Origin of the sequence: Pseudomonas saxonica, from assembly GCF_007858365.1 — a bacterium.
Lineage (GTDB): Bacteria > Pseudomonadota > Gammaproteobacteria > Pseudomonadales > Pseudomonadaceae > Aquipseudomonas > Aquipseudomonas saxonica.
In genome coordinates, this window is the sequence record NZ_VFIO01000013.1 from 1 (window position 1) to 20034 (window position 20034).

A 20034-nucleotide genomic window follows, 5' to 3' on the forward strand; every position below is an offset into this window, starting at 1 on the left:
CCCGCGTACGGCCCTCGCTGCGCTCAGGTGTCCCTCGCTCCGGTCCCGCTCCGTGGGCACGCTGCGACGGGCCATCCATGGCCCGATCGCAGCTCTCCCGGCATCCATGCCGGTCGACCCACTCCGCGAAACCTCCACTCGGCCTCCCGAAGGGGCGGCAGATCAAGATCAAAAGCAAGATCAAAAGCCAAGATCAAGATCACAAGCAAGATCAAGATCACAAGCGCGCTGTTAGGCGTTACTCATTCCTCGTGTCATCCGTAATGCCAATACGCTGCCAGCGACGATTACCGCCGCAAGGACGTACAAGGCCACATCCGTCGAGCCCGTTGCGTCTTTGACCCATCCCACCAAATACGGACTAAGAAATCCAGCCATCTGGCCCATCGAGTTGATCAACGCCAAGCCACCTGCCGCAGCTCCCGCACTGAGCATCGCGGTCGGCACCGGCCAGAACATCGGCAAACCGGTAAGAGCACCCATCGTGGCGATGGTCAGGCCAAGAATCGCAATGGCTGGCTGTGTCGCAAAGTTCACAGCAATCACCAACCCAATCGCACCCATCAACATGGGCACTACCAAATGCCAACGACGCTCTTTACGCAAGTCCGCCGAACGCCCCACCAGTAACATGAAGACAGCCGCCAGCAGGTAAGGAATCGCACTGATCCAGCCAATTACCAGCGTGTCGCTGAAGCCCAGGTTCTTGATGATCGATGGCAGCCAGAAGTTGATCGCGTAGACGCCACTCTGGATGCAGAAGTAAATCAGGCCAAAGGCCCAGATTGCCGGGTTCTTGAACACAGCCAGCAGGGAATCGGTCGCCGTAGAGGGTTTGTTGGCAGCATCCAGATCATGGTCGGCTTGCAACACGGCACGTTCATGGGCTCCCAGCCATTTGGCATTGGCAAAGCTGTCGCTCAGCAAGAAAATCGCCAGGGCGCCCAGTATGACCGTGGGAATGCCTTGCAGCAGAAACATCCACTGCCAACCCGCGAGCCCACCCTGGCCTGCGGCGAAGTGGCTGAGAATCCAACCCGAGAAAGGCCCGCCAATCAAGCCGGAAACCGGGATGGCGCACATGAACAAGGCCATGATGCGGCCACGGCGAAAGGTCGGAAACCACTGCGAGAGATACAAGACTACGCCCGGGAAGAATCCCGCCTCAGCAGCACCGGTTAAAAAACGCAGGGTGTAAAAACCGGTCGGTGTGGTCACGAACATCAGGCAGGTCGACAGCGCGCCCCAGCCGATCATCATTACGGCAATCCAGCGCCGTGGGCCAAAACGGGTCAGGGCCAGGTTGCTCGGCACGCCGCAGAGCACGTAGCCGATAAAGAAAATTCCGGCACCCAGACCGTAAACTGTCTCGCTGAATTTCAGCGCATCCAGCATTTGTAGTTTGGCAAAGCCAACGTTGACCCGGTCAAGGTAGTTGAACAGGTAGCAGATGAAGATAAAGGGAATCAGGCGCAGTGTAATGCGCTTGTAGATGGCGTTTTTATCGTCATCGCTGATCAGCGAAGCGGTGGCGCTCTGTGACATTGTATGTCTCTCTTTATTATGTTTTTTCACGATCCGGGGTTAACGTTGATCGCGGCCTGAGTTTCGACCACCTTAAGGCCGCTGTCTTTGTGCCTGAGCACAGGGAATATCTGCTAGCGCTGTGCCCATGAACAAAATTTCCAAAGGATTGTCGTCCCCATGTTTGAGTTGGATCATGATTTGGCGCAGGACATTGTCGATCGCGCGATGGCCATTCTGCCTTACAACGTCAACGTTATGGACAGCCAGGGGCTGATTCTGGGCAGTGGCGAGCCTGAGCGTATCAACACCCGGCACGAAGGGGCGCAGTTGGTGCTGGCCAATGGACGAGTGGTGGAAATCGACGCACAGACAGCCACCTGCCTGAAGGGGGTTCAGCCCGGAATCAATTTGCCGCTGTTGCTGGATGAGCGCCTGGTCGGTGTACTGGGGCTGACCGGTGAGCCGGAAATGCTTCGCACCTACGCTCAGCTGGTACGCATGACCGCCGAAATGCTGGTCAGGCAACGTTACCAGCAAGCCGAACAGCAGTGGCGCCGTCAGCGTTGCGACGACCTGGTGGCATTACTGCTCAGTGAAGGCGGCGATTCCCCGCGCCTGATCGATGAAGCCCAGCAGTTAGGATTAAAACCGCAGTTGTCGCGTATCCCTTATCTGTTCGAGTTGGGCAAAGGCCAAGGCGCTGAAGCCTTGAGTGGCTGGTTGCAATCGCGCTACCCGGACAGTTGGTGCGTGACCCCGGCGACCGGCTCGCTGCTGTGGTGCCGGCCTGCAACGGTTGCGCTGGATGATCAGCGCCTGCTGGAAAAACTGGATGCTCAGGGCTGGAAGGTGCTGCGCATTGCGGCGGGGGGCCAGGCGGATGCACTCAAGGGCTTGCGTCGCTGCTATCGCCGGGTCGCGGACTTGCTTGCTTATGGGCGCGACGTGCTGCCCCAGACCCGCGTGCTGGAGCTTGATCGCTACCGCTTGCCGGTGATGCTATGGCGCCACCGTCATGATGATGCACTTGAAGAACTGCTGGGGCCGTTGCACAAGGTTGTGGCTAAAGACACTAATGGTCAATTGATTGCCACACTTCGCAGTTGGTGTGAGCACGATGGCCAGAGCCAGCTATGCGCTGACGCACTGGGTATTCACCGCAACAGCCTGCGTTACCGCATGGAACGCATCGCTGAATTGAGTTCAGTGGACCCGCTGAGCCTGAACGGCATGCTGGCGCTGTATTTGGGCGTGCAATTGTTGCCTTGTCAGAATGAACAACAAACACTGTGATTGCTTGTGCGGCTGACTGGCGTGTTTGCAGCCCGTTGATGGCAGCATGGTTGGCATAAGACCTGGAGATGCGCCCCTATGAAAATCGTGATTGCCCCCGACTCGTTCAAAGACAGCCTGAGTGCCGAAAAAGTCGCCGATGCCATCGCTGCCGGCCTGGCAGATGCGCTGCCCCATGCGCATCTGGTGAGCTGCCCGATGGCCGATGGCGGCGAAGGCACCGTGGAGGCCATCGTTGCCGCGGGCAATGGCCAGTTGCGCCGCAATCACGTTCAGGGCCCGCTGGGCGAATCGGTCGAGGCTCATTGGGGCTGGTTGCCGGACAGCCATACGGCCATTATCGAGATGGCTGAAGCCAGCGGCTTGCAACGCGTACCGGTGTCGCAACGGGATGCACGCATCAGCAGCACCTTCGGCACTGGTGAACTGATCCGGGCAGCCCTTGATGCGGGAGCGCAGCGCATTATTCTGGCCATCGGCGGCAGCGCCACCAATGACGCGGGCGCGGGGGCTTTGCAGGCACTGGGGCTGGGTCTGTTCGACGCTGAACGGCAACCTTTGGCACCCGGAGGGCTGGCGCTTTCCAGGCTGGCACACATCGAGCTTTCGGGGCTTGACCTGCGCTTGGCGGACGTTCGATTTGAAATTGCCGCTGACGTTAACAACCCTCTGTGTGGTGAGCACGGCGCTTCTGCCATCTTTGGCCCGCAAAAGGGCGCAACACCTGAGCACGTTCGCTTGCTGGATCAGGCGCTGGGACACTTTGCCGATCATTGCGCGACTGTATTACCCAAGGATGTGCGTGATGAACCCGGCTCGGGAGCCGCAGGCGGGCTTGGTTTTGCGGCCAAGGCGTTTTTTGGCGCAGAGTTTCGCGCCGGAGTTGAAGTGGTGGCGGAATTGGTAGGGCTGGCAGAAGCGGTTAAAGACGCCGATCTGGTGATTACCGGTGAAGGCCGTTTCGATGCGCAGACATTACGCGGCAAAACCCCCTTTGGTGTGGCGCGCATTGCTCAGGCTCAGGGTGTGCCGGTCGTTGTGCTGGCTGGCACGTTGGGCGAGGGGTATCAAACACTCTATGCGCACGGCATCAACGCCGCATTCGCCGTGACCAGCGGGCCAATGAGCCTCGAAGACGCCTGTGCCAACGCAGCACAACTGCTCACCGACAGGGCGCGCGACATTGCGCGGCTGATGGCTATTTACGCGGTTTGATGCGCGCCGGCCGCCGCCTTCGCGGCGGCTACAGCTTCAAAGCTCAATCGTGTAAGCTTTGCGGTTCTTCGCATTCGACCCTTAGCGAGCCCTATGCCGTCGCTCTTCAAACGTTCTTTGCTGCCTAAACTGCGCAGTTTTCCTTTGTCCGCCGATGCAATCAGCATCTTGCCCAGCGCGGCGCAATTTCGTCAGTGCCTGCTCGAACACATCGCCAGTGCACGTCAGCGCATCACGCTGGTGGCCTTGTACCTGCAGCAGGACGAAGCCGGACAGGAAATTCTCGATGCCTTGCACGCTGCCAAAGCCGCACGTCCAGAACTGGAAATCGTGGTGGTGGTGGATTGGCTACGGGCCCAGCGCGGCTTGATCGGTGCAGGCAAACAGCCGGGCAATGCCGCTTGGTACCAGGCCCAGACCGCCGCTCACAGCAGCGAAGTGCCTATTTATGGCGTGCCGGTTCAAACCCGCGAGCTGTTCGGCGTTTTGCACCTCAAAGGTTTTATTGTTGATGACTGTGTGATCTACAGCGGCGCGAGCCTGAACAACGTGTACTTGCACAAGTTCGATAAATACCGCTTCGACCGTTATCACCTGCTGCACAACAAACCTCTGGCGGATGCCATGCAGCGCTTTGTGGTGGAGGACTTGATTACCACCAAGGCGGTGCATCGTCTGGATGTGCCTCAGTTACCGTCTACCCGCAGCTTGCGCAGCGCCATTGGTGATTTGCGCAGCAGCCTGAAAAAGGCCGTTTACGACACCCGCGAAGCGACAACCGCGCATTTTGGCCTGTCGGTGAGTCCGCTGCTGGGGGTGGGCAAAAATAACCCGCTGAGCCGGGTGATTTGCGAGTTGATTGCCAGCAGCCAACAGCAATTGACCATTTGCACGCCGTACTTCAACTTGCCATTGCCCGTGACCCGTGAAATCAATCGGGCGCTGGAGCGCGGCGTGAAGATTGATATTGTGGTCGGTGACAAGACGGCCAATGATTTTTACATTCCGCCCAGCGAACCTTTCAAGGTGATTGCGGCACTCCCGTATCTGTACGAGTTGAGTCTGCGTCGGTTTGCCAAAAAGCATCAGCGCATGATCGATAGCGGTTTACTGAACCTGCATTTATGGCGCGAGGGCGATAACACCTTCCACCTTAAAGGCATGTGGGTCGATGACCGTTACACGCTGCTAACGGGCAACAACCTCAATCCGCGAGCGTTCCGCCTGGATCTTGAAAACGGGCTACTGATTGATGACCCGCGCCGCGAATGGCTGGAGCCTCGACGTCAAGAGCTGGAGTCGATTTTTGCCAATACCCGCCGCATCGAGAGTTACAAGATTCTGGAGACGCTGGAGGAGTACCCGGCGAGCGTCGCCAAGTTTCTGCGCAGGGTGAGCCGAGTGAGAATTGAGCGGTTGTTGTACCGCATTTTGTGAGTCCCCCGCCCAGTGCTAAAGCGAACATTTTGCGCTCTTTGGGATGGATGTTTGACGAGGGCCTGACGGTGAATATTCACCCGTGACTTTCGAGGTGGTCGGTTGCGTGCTATTGCTTAGGGAAGTTTTATTGCGACACAACCTTGCTCGGGGTTCATCACACCAGCCCTGGGCGACCACCGAAACTTCCACGAGGTGCCGATATGCCTGTCAAACACGATTTGCTCAAAGACCTGAGTGTGACCCCTGAGTTGGCCAGCAAGCTGCGCAACGAAAACCCTCATCTGGATCGCTTGTTTGCGGAATACAAGGACAAGGATGACCAGATTGTTGCCGCTGAAAAAGACAATGCGCTGGGCATATCCGATGAGGCATTGCTCAAGCTCAAAGAGCAAAGGCTTTTGATCAAAGATAAGATCGCCAGCTATTTTTCGGAATCAAGTGCCAGCAAGGTCTAGGAAGTCGATATGTCCAAAGTCATCAAGATTGTCGCCACATTGCGCGCCAAGTCCGGCTTTCGTGCCGAGGTTGAAAAGGCGCTGCGTGCCTGTGTGCAAGGTTCACGGGCTGAGGCAGGCTGCATTGCCTACGCCCTGCATGTCGATATTGACGATCCAGACCGCTTTGTCTTTATCGAGGCGTGGGCGAACAGGGAGGCCATAGAGCAGCATAAAACCACGGCGCACTATCTAAAGATGGCTGGGGCGGTCAAAGAACTGCTCGCGCATCGTGAAGTGCTGTTACTGGAAGAGCTGGAGGACTGAGTTCGTTCTGCCCGCACGCCCGACGGCGGCCCGTAAAGGCCGTCGTTTTTATTGGCGGGTTGAACATGTGCAGGATGTGTATGGATGACGGATTGAACGTGTGTTCTATAAAGCCTTGGCCATATCCCGCAGCACGAACTTCTGAATCTTGCCGGTCGAGGTTTTGGGCAACAACGTGAACACCACCGTGCGCGGTACTTTGAACCCGGCCAGGTGCTCGCGGCAAAACGCGATGATCTCGCTCTCACGCACGTGTTGGTGATCGGCCTTCAGGGTAATAAATGCACAGGGTGTCTCGCCCCAACGCTCATCCGGCCGGGCAACGACCGCCGCTTCCATCACCCCCGAATGTCGATACAACACGCCTTCGACTTCGATCGTTGAGATGTTCTCGCCCCCAGAGATGATGATGTCTTTGAGTCGGTCGCGGATTTCGATATAGCCATCCGGGTGGCACACGGCCAGATCCCCGGTATGAAACCATCCCCCCTCAAAAGCTTCGGCCGTGGCGCTTGGGTTTTTCAGGTAACCCTTCATCACGGTGTTGCCCCGCATGAAGATCTCACCCATGGTTTCGCCATCACGAGGTGTCGGCGCCAAGGTTTTAGGATCGGCCACCATCACGCCCTCCAGCGTCGGGTAACGCACACCTTGACGCGATTTGATTTGAGCGCGCTCAACCAGTGACTGCTTGTCCCATTTGTCATGCCAGGCACATATGGTCACCGGGCCATAGACCTCGGTAAGGCCATAGACGTGGGTCACATGGATGCCCATTTCTTCCACCGCACCAATGACTTTGGCGGGAGGGGCCGCTCCGGCGACCATAGCCCTGACCGGGTGATCGATGGCGGCTTTGGCCGACTCAGGCATATTGACCAGAGCATTGAGCACTATTGGGGCACCGCACAGGTGGGTGACCTGATGCTCTCGGATAAGCGTCAGGATTTTTTGCGGATCTACCCGGCGCAAAAAGACGTGTACACCCGCCAGCGCGGTAATGATCCACGGGTAGCACCAGCCATTGCAGTGGAACATCGGCAGCGTCCACAGGTACACCGGGTGGTTGCCGATGGCCCAGACCATCTGGTTGCCCAGCGAATTGAGATACGCCCCACGATGGTGATACACCACGCCCTTGGGGTTGCCTGTGGTGCCTGAGGTGTAATTGAGCGTGATCGCTTGCCATTCATCAGTCGGCCACTGCCAGTCAAACTCAGGGTCGCCCTCTGCCAGCAGCGCCTCGTAATCCAACCTGCTGACCGGTTGGCCTTCGCCATACTCCGGGTCGTCGACGTCGATAATCAGCGGCGGATGGTCAAGCATGGCCACTGCGGCGTGGATCACATCATGGAACTCACGGTCGGCAATCAACACTTTTGCTTCGCCGTGGGCCAACATAAATGCAATGGTTTCGGCGTCGAGCCGCACGTTCAAGGCGTTGAGCACAGCGCCGGTCATTGGCACGGCAAAATGCGCTTCGAGCATGGCCGGGATATTCGGTAGCATCACCGCCACGGTATCGCCTTTGCCTACGCCGCGACCGGTCAGGGCACTGGCCAATTGACGGCAGCGATTATAAGTTTGCACCCATGTTCGGCGAATCGAGCCATGAATGACGGCAGGGTAGTCGGGGTAGACGCTGGCCGTGCGCTCGATAAAGCTGAGCGGCGACAGGGCAATATGATTGACAGCACTTGGCTCGAGGCCTTGCTCAAAGATCGACATAGGGAGTTGTTCCGGTGGCTGATTGTTAGCTCTATGGCTGCCCGCAGTGCCGATGGCGCACAGGTCAGTTTTATGTCCGGCCCTATTTATAGCCCACCCTGTATTTGACAGGGAAGTACGACCTTAGATGCACAAGGCTCACTCAGGCTAGCCCAGTTGGCCACGGGTCCATTCGGCGTCAGCGACAACATTGAGCCCAATGTTTTCGGCTAAACGAACAATTTACAACGACCTCAGAATCAGCAAGTGCTCTATCTTGCGGATTTCAAGAGGGGCCGTCTAAAACAGCAAAATAAATGGCTAAGTGCCATTATTTTTAGGCTCTGATTGTACTATTGTTGGGCAATGTTCCAGCCGGCTCTGCGTCCGGGGCGCTTGGGCGCAGCAACGTTCAAATAACAAGGAAGTTATCGCAATGAACCGTGTATATGCGCTGGTTTGGAATGCCTCTTTGGGCTGCTGGGCGGTCACTCACGAATTCAGTAAACGCTGCCGCAAAGGCTCGCGTTGTTCGGGTAAGTTGGCATTGGCTGCCATATTGCTCGGACCGGTATTCAGTTCGATGGCATTTGCAACCTGCAGCACGGCTGGATCGACAGTCACTTGCACGGGCGTGCCACCGCAGCCATTGATTCCCAATGACTTTGCCAGTACTGACGACAATCTGACAGTCAACGTCAACAGCGGCGCGCAGATGGATGCGACGCTCGGCGGCCATGCCATAGACCTGACTGGGATTAACATCACTCTGAACAACTTCGGCATCATCGACCCCGCAGTCCTGGGTCCGGTGGCGGTATTGAGTGGCGGTGCGTTCATCGGTACTGGCGCGACCAGCACCGTCAATGTTCTCAATCAGACTGGCGCTATTATGCGCGGAACCGGGATGCTCCTCGGGCTCAACTTGACAAGCATCAACGGCCTGGCGATCGGCGTGAACAACGCCGCGTCCGGTACCACTACCATCACCAACAACGGCACCATTACGTCGACTGGGCTCTCGATGGGCGGCATGACTCTGGCCGACACGCCTGTGGTGGGGATCTATGGTGGCTCGCAGATCAACATGACCAACAGCAGAACCGGCGTGATCAACGGCCGGATCGCGTTCGAGACGTCGGCGGCAGGCAACACCTTCACCAACGCCGGTGAGATTACCGGCGGCGTGTCGATGGGCGCGGCGAGCACCAATACCTTCATCGCAGTGACCGGCTCAAAGGTGCTAAGAGGAGACGGTGTACAGACCAGCGTTGGTCTCGGCGGACTGAACGGCGTCAACCTGACCTTTGCACCGACCGGCACGGTGGATGGCGGGGCCGGGGGGACCAACAGCCTGATCCTGCAAAACCAGGTGGGCGTTGGCGGAGGTACTACGGGGGACGGTACCGCCTCAAGCGCTACCTACGTGAACTTCAACAACCTGATCCTCAACAGCGGTAACTGGACATTGCAGGGGCCGTTGGTGAGTGGCTCGACCACGCTTAACGGCGGTATCGCCCGGTTCAATAACAATGCAACCTTCGGCAGCGGTGTGCTGACTTCCAACGGCGGGATCATTGAAGCCAGCAATGCCGGTTTGAACGTGAGTAACGGAATTGATCTCGGCGCTGGTGGTATAACGGTGCAAGGCAGCAACGCCACCACACTGAGCGGGGTGATCTCCGGCAGCGGCGGCTTGACCAAGACCGGTAGTAACGGCAGCCTCACCGTCAGCGGTGCCAACACCTATCTGGGCAACACTACGCTCAGTGGCGGTACCGTGCAGGTCAGCAACAATAAGGCGTTCAGTACCGGCACCCTCAACATCACCAGCGCGACGACATTGAGCGCGCCGGGAATCATCAATCTGGACAACGCTATCAGCCTCGGTGGAACCTTGACGGCCAGTGGCACTGGTGCACTGACTCTCGGCGGCTTGATCAGCGGCAGCAGCAGCCTGACCAAATGGGGTACTGGCAACCTCACCGTCAGCGGCGCTAACACCGGTTACACCGGCACCACTATCCTGAGCACCGGCAGCTTGGTGGTGACCAATAACAACTCGCTGGGCACTGGCGCGCTGAGCACGGCGGCCGGCACCACTCTCGACGCCAGCGCCCCGGTTGCGCTGGCCAACGCAGTCTCGCTCGGTGGTTACCTGAACGTCGGCGGTAGCGCCAATGTGACCCTCGGCGGCATTGTCAGCGGCAGCGGCGGGTTGTTCAAAAACGGCGCGGCCAATTTCACCCTCAACGGCGCCAACACCTTCTCCAGTGGTACGGCGCTGAATGCCGGCACGCTGATCGTCGGCAGCAACACCGCGCTGGGAACTGGTGCGCTAAGCGCGGTGGCGGGCACCACCCTCGACGCCAGCACCACGGTTGCGCTGGCCAACGCAGTCTCGCTCGGTGGCAACCTGAACGTCGGCGGTAGCGCGAACGTGACCCTCGGCGGCATCGTCAGCGGCAGCGGCGGACTGACCAAAAATGGCGCGGCCAATCTCACGCTCAATGGCACCAACACCTACAGTGGCGATACCACGCTGAATGCTGGCAGCCTGACCGTTGGCACTGGCGCCGCACTCGGCACTGGCGCACTCACTGTGGCGGGGGCGGGTACGCTCAACAGCAGATCCGCCGTGACCCTGAACAACAACATGATTCTCAACGCCAACCTCACCGCTGGCGGCGCCAACGCGTTGACCCTGGGCGGGGTGATCAGTGGCGTCAACGGCTTGATCAAGACCGGGGCCTCAAGCCTGACCCTCAACGGCAATAACACCTACACCGGCATCACCGCGCTTAACGCCGGTTCGCTGGTGGCCGGTTCCAGCACCGCCCTCGGTACTGGCGCACTCAATGCGTCGAACGGCACCTCGCTGGATGCCAGCATCGCCGCCACACTGGGCAACAATGTCAACCTCAGCGGCACCCTGACTTTGGGCGCAACCCAGGCGTTGACCCTCGGCGGCGTGGTCGCTGGCATCGGTGGGCTGACCAAGAACGGCGCTGCTGATCTGACCCTCAATGGCGCGAACACCTATTTTGGTAACACCGTGCTGAACACCGGCAAACTCATCGTCGGCAGCAACACTGCGTTGGGCTCCGGGACCTTGAACGCGGCCGCCAGCACCACGCTGGACGCCAACACCGCAGTCAGCCTGAACAATACCTTGGCACTGGCAGGTGGGTTGAACGTCGACGGTACGGCGGACATATCCTTGACCGGTTTGGTCAGTGGCGCTGGCAGTCTGGTGAAGAACGGCACGGCCAATCTGATGCTCAACGCGGCCAACAACTACCTCGCAGGCACCAGACTCAACGCCGGCACCCTGACCGTCGGCAACAGTTCGGCATTGGGCTCCGGTGCGCTGACCGTCGCTGGCGCCTCGACCCTGGATAGCAACTCGCCGCTGGTCAGCCTCAGCAACGCGGTTGCCTTGAATTCGGCACTGACCGTTGGCGGCACGCAGAATCTCACACTCGGCGGTGTCACTAGCGGCACTGGCCAGTTGATCAAAAACGGCGCGGCAAACCTGACCCTCAACGCCAACAATAGCTTCAGTGGCGGCACCACACTCAACGGCGGCACGCTGACTCTGGGCAATGCCAACGGCCTGGGCAGCGGCGCCTTGATCGTCGACAGAGTGGCGACGCTGGATAACAGCGCTTCATTCGGCATCGGTAACAGCATTACGCTGAACGCCGGTCTGACGGTCGCCGGCAACAACGATCTGAGCTTGAACGGCATCATCGACGGTGCCGGCAGCCTGACCAAAAACGGTTGGTCAGACTTGACGTTGGCAGGTAACAACACTTTCACCGGCGCACTGAACATCCTGTCCGGCAGCGTTACCACCCTCAACAGCAACGCGCTGGGCAATACCTACAGCGTCAACATCAACGCCGGTGCCGGGCTGAACCTGGGCAGCAACGCCAGCCTCGGTGCACTGACCGGCAGCGGCAGTGTACAACTGACCGCCAGCAACACCTTGAGTGTCGGGAGCGGCAGCATCACCAGTAACTTCGACGGCGATCTCAGCGGTAGCGGCGGCCTGGTCAAAGTCGGCACCGGCACCTTGAACCTCACGGGTATCAACGGCATCACCGGCAACACCGCGATCAATGGCGGCACCGTCGGTCTCAGTGGTTCGCTGGCCAGCGCGCAGGTCAACGTCAACAGCGGCGGCACCCTGACCGGCACCGGTTCGGCGCTCGGCTCCGTCAACGTCAATAGCGACGGGCATCTGGCGTTGTCGTCGGGCAACCAACTGTCGGCGGGTTCGCTGACCCTCGCAGCCGGCAGCAACGTCGATGTGGCGTTGGGCACACCATCGACCACCTCCTTGATGAACGTCGGCGGCAACCTCACCCTTAACGGCAATCTCAACGTCAGCGATGCTGGCGGTTTCGGCGTCGGTGTGTATCGTCTGTTCAACTACACCGGGGCCCTGACCAATTTGGGGCTGGATGTCGCCAGCGTGCCGTTCGGTTATGGCCTGGGCGATCTGGTGGTGCAGACCGGCGTGGCCAATCAGATCAACATCCAAGTGTCGGCGCCGAGCGGCAACATTCGTTATTGGGACGGCAGCCAGCCCCTTGCCAACGGCGTGGTCGATGGTGGCAATGGCGCGTGGAACGCAGTCGGTACCAACTGGACCGACGCCAACGGTCTGGTGAATCAACCTTGGGCGGGTGACTTCGCAGTGTTCCAGGTCACCGCCGGCACCGTGACGGTGAACGGCACGCAAGTGTTCACCGGCATGCAATTCCTTACCGACGGCTACAACGTGGTCAACGGTGCGGCGAGTCAACTCACCGCCGTCAACGGCACCGGCGGCACTTCCGCTTTGCGCGTTGATCCAGGCGTGACGGCGACCATCAATGCCAACATCAATGGCAGTGGCATTCTCAATAAACTCGACAGCGGCACGCTGGTGCTAGGCGGTGCCAACGCTTACACCGGCGGCACGCAATTGGACGGCGGCAAAATCATCGTCGGCAGCAACACAGCGCTCGGCACCGGCACCTTGACGGTGAATGCCGGCACGCAGCTGGACAGCAATGCGGCGGTGACACTGGCTAATGCGGCAACGCTGAACGGCAATCTCACCGTATTCGGCAGCAATTCGCTGATCCTCAACGGCGTCATTGGCGGTACTGGCGGCCTGATCAAAAACGGCGTGGCAAACCTGACCCTCGGTGGCAACAACGCCTTCCTCGGCCCGGTCGTGCTGAACTCAGGCGGGCTAATTCTGGCGTCGAACTCGGCGCTGGGCTCCGGCACCTTGAATGCGGCGGGCGGCACCGCGCTGGATGCGAGCAAGGCAGTTTCGTTCAATAACGCGGTCAATCTGGCCGGCAACCTTGGCATCGTTGGCACGGCTGATCTGACCCTCACCGGCACGGTCAATGGTGCAGGCAGCCTGAGCAAAAACGGCGCGTCGAACCTGACCCTCGGCGGCTACAACAACTTCCTCGGGGGCACCACCCTCAACGCGGGCACCCTGACCGCCGGCAGCAACTCGGCGCTGGGCCTGGGCAACCTCACCGTAGCCGGCGCCTCGGCGCTGGACAGCAGCAGCGCGCTGAGCCTGGGCAATAACGTCGTGATCAACGCCAATCTGAGCAACACAGGCACTAACAACCTGACCCTCGCGGGAGTGGTCAGCGGTGCGGGAGGTCTGATCAAGAACGGCACGTCGAACCTGACGCTCAACGGCATCAATACTTACATGGGCGGCACCACGCTGAATGCCGGCACGCTGACACTCGGCACCGGCGCTTCACTGGGCAGCGGCGCGTTGACCGTGGCCGGTGCCTCGGCCCTCAACAACACAGCGCCACTGGTACTGGCCAATAACCTCAACGTCAATGCCAATCTGGCGCTGACCGGTAACAATAACCTGACCCTCGGCGGCATCATTGCTGGCGCTGGCACGCTGACCAAGTACGGTCTGGCCGACGTGACGCTGAGTGGCAACAACACGTACACCGGCACGTTCGATGCGCTCGCTGGCAGCCTGACCACGCTGAGCAGCGGGGCACTGGGCAATAACGCCACCGTCGCTCTCTCCGCTGGCGCGGCGCTCAATCTGGGTGCTTCGAGCAGCCTCGCCAGCCTCACTGGCAGCGGCACGGCGTTGATCGGTACCGGCAACACCCTGAGCCTGGGTGGCAACAATATCAGCAGCACCTTTGCCGGGAACCTGCGCGGCGACGGTGGACTGACCAAACTAGGTAACGGCACCCTGACGCTCAGCGGCATCAGCCACCTCACCGGCGACACCCTCGTCAATGCCGGCAAGCTGCAGCTCAACGGCTCACTGGCCAGCGGCAATGTGCTGGTCAACAACGGCGGCACCCTAGGTGGCAGCGGCACGTTGACGGGTGCAGTGACCGTGGCGGATGGCGGTCAGCTGGCGGGTGTTACAGGCAGCACTCTGTCGGTGGACTCACTGATATTCAACGCCAACTCCACATTCGACGTGGGCCTGGGCACACCGATGTCCGGTGGTGGTAATGGGCTGGTCAACGTCGGCGGCAACTTGACACTCGACGGCACACTTAACGTCAGTGACATTGGCGGATTCGGCAGCGGTGTGTATCGCCTGATGAACTACACCGGCGGCCTGACCGACAACGGCATGCTGATTGGCACCGTGCCGGGCAGCGTGACGCCGGGCTATCTAACCCTGCAAACCGCTCTGGCGAATCAGATCAACCTGTTGGTGAGCGTACCGGGCGTTACCGTGCAATTCTGGGACGGCAACCAACCGGTCGCTAACGGTTCAGTTGAAGGCGGCAGCGGCGCATGGGGCACCGGCAGCACCAACTGGACTGACGTCAACGGCACCACCAACCAAGCCTGGACCAACAACTTCGCGGTGTTTCAGGGAGCGGCTGGCACCGTGACCGTCAACGGTGCGCAAACCTTTACCGGCATGCAATTCGTCACCGACGGCTACACAGTGGTCAACGGCACAGCGGGGCAACTGACGGCCGTCAACGGCAGCGGCGGCACTGCCGCTCTGCGCGTGGATCCGGGCGTGACTGCGACTATCGACGCCACTATCAATGGCAGCGGAACCCTCAACAAACTCGACGCTGGTACTTTGGTGCTCGGCGGCGCCAATGCCTACACCGGCGGCACGCAACTGGACGGCGGCAAAATCATCGTCGGCAGCGATACCGCGCTGGGTACCGGTGCGTTGACGGCGAATGCCGGCACGCAACTGGACAGCAACGCGACGGTAACGCTGGCTAACGCGGCGACACTCAACGGCAACTTGACCGTGGTTGGCAGTAATGCACTGACCCTCCACGGTGTGATTGACGGTACTGGCGGCCTGATCAAAAACGGCTCGGCCAACTTGACACTTAGTGGCAACAACAACTTCCTCGGTGGCATCACTCTCAATGCCGGCACTCTGACCCCCGGCAGCAACTCGGCGCTGGGCCTTGGCAATCTGACCGTGGCGGGCGCCTCAGCGCTGGACAGTAACAGCCCGTTGAGCCTGGGCAATAACGTGGTGCTCAATGCCAACCTGAGCAATACGGGCAGCAATAACCTGATACTCACGGGCGTCGTCAGCGGCGCGGGTGGATTGATCAAAAATGGCGCGTCGAATCTGACGCTCAACGGCATCAACACGTTCAGCGGTGGCACCACTCTGAACGCCGGTACGCTAACCCTTGGCACGGGCACGTCTCTGGGCAGCGGCGCGCTGACCGTGGCCGGCGCTTCGACCCTCGACAACGCAGCGCCATTGATGCTTGCCAATAATTTCAACGCCACTGCCAACCTGGCCTTGGCCGGTAACAATAACCTGACCCTCGGTGGTGTAATTGCCGGCGCCGGCACGCTGACAAAAAACGGCGCGGCCAACCTGACCCTCAGCGGCAATAATATTTTTCTCGGTGGCATTACTCTCAACGGCGGCACCCTGACTGCCAGCAACAACTCAGCGCTGGGCCTGGGCAAGCTGACTGTGGCGGGCGCCGCGGTACTGGACAGCAACAGCCCGTTGAGCCTGGGCAATAACGTGGTGCTTAATGCCAACCTGAGCAATACGGGCAGCAACAATCTAGCCCTCGCGGGTGTCGTCAGCGGTGCGGGCGGGCTGATCAAGAACGGCGCGTCAAACTTGAAGCTCAACGGTATCAACACGTTCAGCGGCGGCACTACTCTGAACGCCGGTACGCTGACCCTTGGCACGGGCGCGTCTCTAGGCAGCGGTGCGCTGACCGTGGCCGGTGCTTCGACCCTCGACAATACCTCGCCACTGAGCCTGGCCAACAACCTTAACGTCAATGCCAATCTGGCCTTGGCCGGTAACAATAACCTGACCCTTGGCGGTGTAATTGCCGGGGCAGGCACGCTGACAAAAAATGGCCTGGCCGATGTGAACCTGAGCGCCAACAACACCTTCAGCGGCACGTTTGATGTGCTGGCCGGTAGCCTGAGCACGCTGAGTGGCGGGACACTGGGCAATAACGCCACCGTCAATCTCGGCAATGGCGCGGCACTAAAGTTGGGTACCACGGGCAACCTCGCCAGCCTCACTGGCAGTGGGACTGCGCTGGTCGGCGCTGGCAAGACCTTGAGCCTCGGGGGCAACTCCAGCAGCACGTTTGGAGGAACGCTCAGGGGAGATGGCGGCCTCACAAAACTCGGCAACGGCACCTTGACTCTCAACGGTATCAGCGACCTGACCGGTGATACTCAGGTCAACGTCGGCACTCTACAGGTCAACGGCTCGCTGGCCAGCGCCAATGTGCGGATCAACAGTGGCGGTACGCTGGGCGGAAGCGGTGCCTTGAGGGGAGCCGTGACGGTGGCCGATGGCGGTCATTTAGCGGGCGTTACCGGCAGCACGCTGTCGATGGATTCGCTGGTGTTCAATGCCAACTCCAACTTCGACGTGAGCCTCGGCAACCCGGTGTCCGGTGGCGGCAATGCGCTGGTCAATGTCGCCGACAACCTGACCCTCGACGGCACGCTCAACGTCCGTGACATCGGCGGTTTTGGCAGCGGCGTGTATCGCCTGATGAACTACACCGGCGGTCTGACCGACAACGGCATGCTGATCGGCACGGTGCCGGGCAGCGTGACGCGGGGTGATTTGATGCTGCAAACCGCTCAGGCCAATCAGGTCAACCTGTTGGTCACCACGCCAGGTGTCACCGTGCAATTCTGGGACGGTAATCAACGGGTCGCGAACGGCTCGGTCGATGGCGGCAGTGGTATCTGGGATTCCAGCAGCACCAACTGGACCGACGTCAACGGCACGACTAATCAGGGGCGGACCCACAGTTTTGCGGTGTTCCAAGGGGCGGCTGGCACGGTCACCGTCAACGGCGCACATAACATCACCGGTATGCAATTCGCCACCGATGGCTACCGCTTGGTGAACGGCGCGGTGGGTTCGCTAAGCCTGGTCAACGGTGAACTGGGCAATGCCACGGTGCGGGTTGATCCGAATGCTACGGCGACCGTTGGTACCGCACTCAATGGCAGTGCCACCCTCGGCAAATATGACAGGGGTACGTTGGTGCTCAACGCGGCCAACGGTTACACCGGTGGGACGGCGCTCAACGGCGGCAAAATCGTGGTCGGCAATAACGCCGCGCTCGGTACCGGCGCGCTAACCGCCGCGGACAGCACTGAGTTGGACAGCAACGCCGCGGTGGCTCTGGGCAATAATGTGGTGCTCAACGGCGCATTGAATGTCACCGGCTCGAATGCCTTGACCCTGGGCGGCGTGGTCAGTGGCACGGGGAGCCTGATCAAGAATGGCGCGTCCAGCCTGACCCTCAATGGCAATAACAGCTACAGCGGCGGCACCCTGCTCAATGGTGGCACTTTGGTGCTGGGCAATAACGCCGCGCTGGGCAGCGGTGCCTTGGTATTAAAAAGCGGCACGACGCTGGACAGCAACAACACCGCGAGCCTTGTCAACGCGGTCGACCTCAACGACAGTCTGACTCTGGCAGGCAGCCATGACCTGACCCTCAGCGGTGTCATCAGTGGCAACGGTAACTTGAACAAACAGGGTGCCAGCGCGCTGACCCTGAGCGGCAACAATACATTCAACGGGGCGCTGAACGTGCTCAATGGCAGCTTGAACCTGATCGGCAATACCGGCCTGGGCAACGCCGACCTGAGCGTGGGCAGTGGCGCCTCGGTCAGCATCAGCGGCCTCAACAATCTCGACGGCCTCAGTGGCTCGGGTGCGTTGACGCTGGCATCCGGCAGTGCTCTGCAGATGGGTGAAGGCGGGAGCAGTAGCGTCTATGAGGGATCGATCAGCGGCGATGGTCATCTGATCAAGGCCGGTATCGGCAAGCAGGAGCTCAATGGTAATTCGACGGTCGGCGGCGGCACCCGAGTATTGGCGGGCAGCCTGATCGTCGGCAGTGCGGCGGGTTCCAGCGCTAGCCTGGCCAGCGATATCGATGTTGCCCAAGGCGCCATGCTGGGCGGCCATGGCACCGTCATTGGCGATATCAACATGGCCAGTGGTGCGACCCTCAACCCGGGCAACTCCATCGGTACCCTGAAGGTCAACGGAGACCTGAACTTCAACAAAGGGTCGACGCTGGTCATTGAAGCCAACCCAGACGGCCGTTCCGATCGGGTGATCGCCTCCGGCTCCGTCGCGCTGGACGGTGCGAACCTCAGCGTCCTGGCCAGCACCGGCAGCTGGGCGCCAAACACCCCGTACAACATCATCCAGGCCAACAGCCTGACCGGCACCTTTGGCAGCGTCAGCAGCAACCTGGCGTTCCTCATGCCTTTGGTGTCGTACGCCAGCAATGGCGTGACCCTGAACCTCGCGCGCAATGACGTCGCGTTCGCTTCCGTGGCGCAAACCTACAACCAGCGTGCGGTGGCCGGAGCGCTGGACAGCGCAAGTACGGGCGCCGTGCATGACGCGGTCGCGGCACTCAGCGCCGATCAGGCGCGCGCGGCCTACAACAGTCTGTCGGGAGAGATCCACCCCAGTACCCGTGGCGCGTTGTTCGATGACAGCCGCTATGTGCGCGATGCGATCGGCACGCGCCTGCGCAACGCCCAGGTCCAGTCCCAGAGCGAAGGCGTACTGCACGTCGACGCTGACAGCAACATGACCTTCTGGGTAACTGGCTACGGCAGCTGGGGCGACAGCGACGGCAACAGCAACGTCGCCGACCTCGACCACAACAGCCAAGGCATGCTGATGGGCGTCGACATGCCGTTGAATGATACTTGGCGCGCTGGCGTGGCGGCGGGCTACGGCAACACTGATCTGGACGCCAATGCCCGCAACTCTTCAGCCAAAATCAACAGCACGTCGTTGACCGCCTACCTGGGTGGCCAGTGGGATGCCTTGCATTTGCGTACTGGCGTCTCCCATGCCTGGAACAAGGTCGAGAGCAGTCGTCATGTGCAAGTCGGCAGTTTGCAGGAACACGTCAAGGCCGATTACGATGCCAGCACTCAACAAGTGTTCGCAGAACTGGGCTATGACGTGCAGGTGGGTAACCTGACGCTTGAGCCTTTTGCCGGCTTGTCCCATGTCAAAGTCGACAGTGACCGCTTCCGCGAACATGGCGGCAGCACGTCGCTGAGCAGCGACAGCGAGAAGGACAGGGCGACCTATTCCAGCCTCGGTCTGCGCGCCAGGACGGCGTCGGCTGAAGTGGCCGGTGTACCCCTGAGCGTACAAAGCAGTCTGGCATGGCAGCGGGTGCTTGATGAGCCCGGTGAGAAGAGTCGCCTAAGTCTGAATGGCTATGACAGTTTCACCGTCAAAGGCGTGCCGCTTGCGCAGGATACCGCTCTGGTGCAACTGGGTGTCAGCGCCAAACTGGCTCCGCAAGCAAGCCTGGACCTTGGCTACTCGGGGCAGATAGGCGATGGCTACAGCGACCACGGTGTGCGTCTGGGGCTCAACATCGCGTTCTAAATACCGGGCCTGCGAGGTGCAATGCCTCGCAGGCTGGGACACGCTCCTGAATTCACCGCCCGGAACCCTAAAGAGTGCACGGCATCGTTCAGCAAGCGTTTCGAGAATGAATGAGCCCCGCCAAGACGGGTGGAGCTCACT

General features: G+C 60.1%; 8 protein-coding genes. 6 read left to right on the forward strand and 2 right to left on the reverse strand.

All coding sequences use genetic code 11. The annotated features are described in order from the left end of the window. Positions 1-231: 231 nt before the first annotated feature. The gene (locus FJD38_RS21695) at positions 232-1545 is read right to left on the reverse strand and encodes an MFS transporter (protein ID WP_122783900.1); all 1314 of its coding nucleotides are present in this window, start codon (positions 1543-1545) and stop codon (positions 232-234) included. 159 nt (positions 1546-1704) lie between these two features. On the opposite strand from FJD38_RS21695, the gene FJD38_RS21700 reads away from it, so the two are divergent. The 5 genes from FJD38_RS21700 to FJD38_RS21720 all read left to right on the forward strand — a co-directional run bounded on the left by FJD38_RS21700 (position 1705) and on the right by FJD38_RS21720 (position 6236). Further along, positions 1705-2820, forward strand: a complete 1116-nt coding sequence (locus tag FJD38_RS21700) for a sugar diacid recognition domain-containing protein (protein ID WP_146387458.1) — start codon at positions 1705-1707, stop codon at positions 2818-2820. A gap of 78 nt (positions 2821-2898) precedes the next feature. Next, the gene (locus FJD38_RS21705) at positions 2899-4035 is read left to right on the forward strand and encodes a glycerate kinase (RefSeq protein ID WP_122783902.1); all 1137 of its coding nucleotides are present in this window, start codon (positions 2899-2901) and stop codon (positions 4033-4035) included. A 93-nt stretch (positions 4036-4128) separates the two neighbouring features. Beyond that, positions 4129-5472 (forward strand): CDP-diacylglycerol--serine O-phosphatidyltransferase, encoded by a 1344-nt coding sequence (gene pssA, locus FJD38_RS21710; RefSeq protein WP_146387460.1) that lies wholly within the window; start codon positions 4129-4131, stop codon positions 5470-5472. A 203-nt stretch (positions 5473-5675) separates the two neighbouring features. After that, positions 5676-5930: an HP1242/YdcH family protein gene (locus FJD38_RS21715; protein WP_122783904.1), complete on the forward strand. Its 255-nt coding sequence runs from the start codon at positions 5676-5678 to the stop codon at positions 5928-5930. A 9-nt stretch (positions 5931-5939) separates the two neighbouring features. After that, entirely contained in the window at positions 5940-6236 is a 297-nt protein-coding gene (locus tag FJD38_RS21720; protein ID WP_146387462.1) for a putative quinol monooxygenase, read from the forward strand. Between the two features lie 105 nt (positions 6237-6341). Here the strand turns inward: FJD38_RS21720 and FJD38_RS21725 are convergent, their stop codons facing one another. Further along, on the reverse strand, positions 6342-7964 hold the full coding sequence (locus FJD38_RS21725; protein WP_146387464.1) for an acyl-CoA synthetase: 1623 nt from the start codon (positions 7962-7964) through the stop codon (positions 6342-6344). 415 nt (positions 7965-8379) lie between these two features. Between FJD38_RS21725 and FJD38_RS21730 the strand changes: the two genes are divergently transcribed. Beyond that, positions 8380-19893, forward strand: coding sequence for an autotransporter-associated beta strand repeat-containing protein (locus tag FJD38_RS21730; RefSeq protein ID WP_146387466.1), 11514 nt, complete (start codon positions 8380-8382; stop codon positions 19891-19893). Positions 19894-20034: the final 141 nt, after the last annotated feature.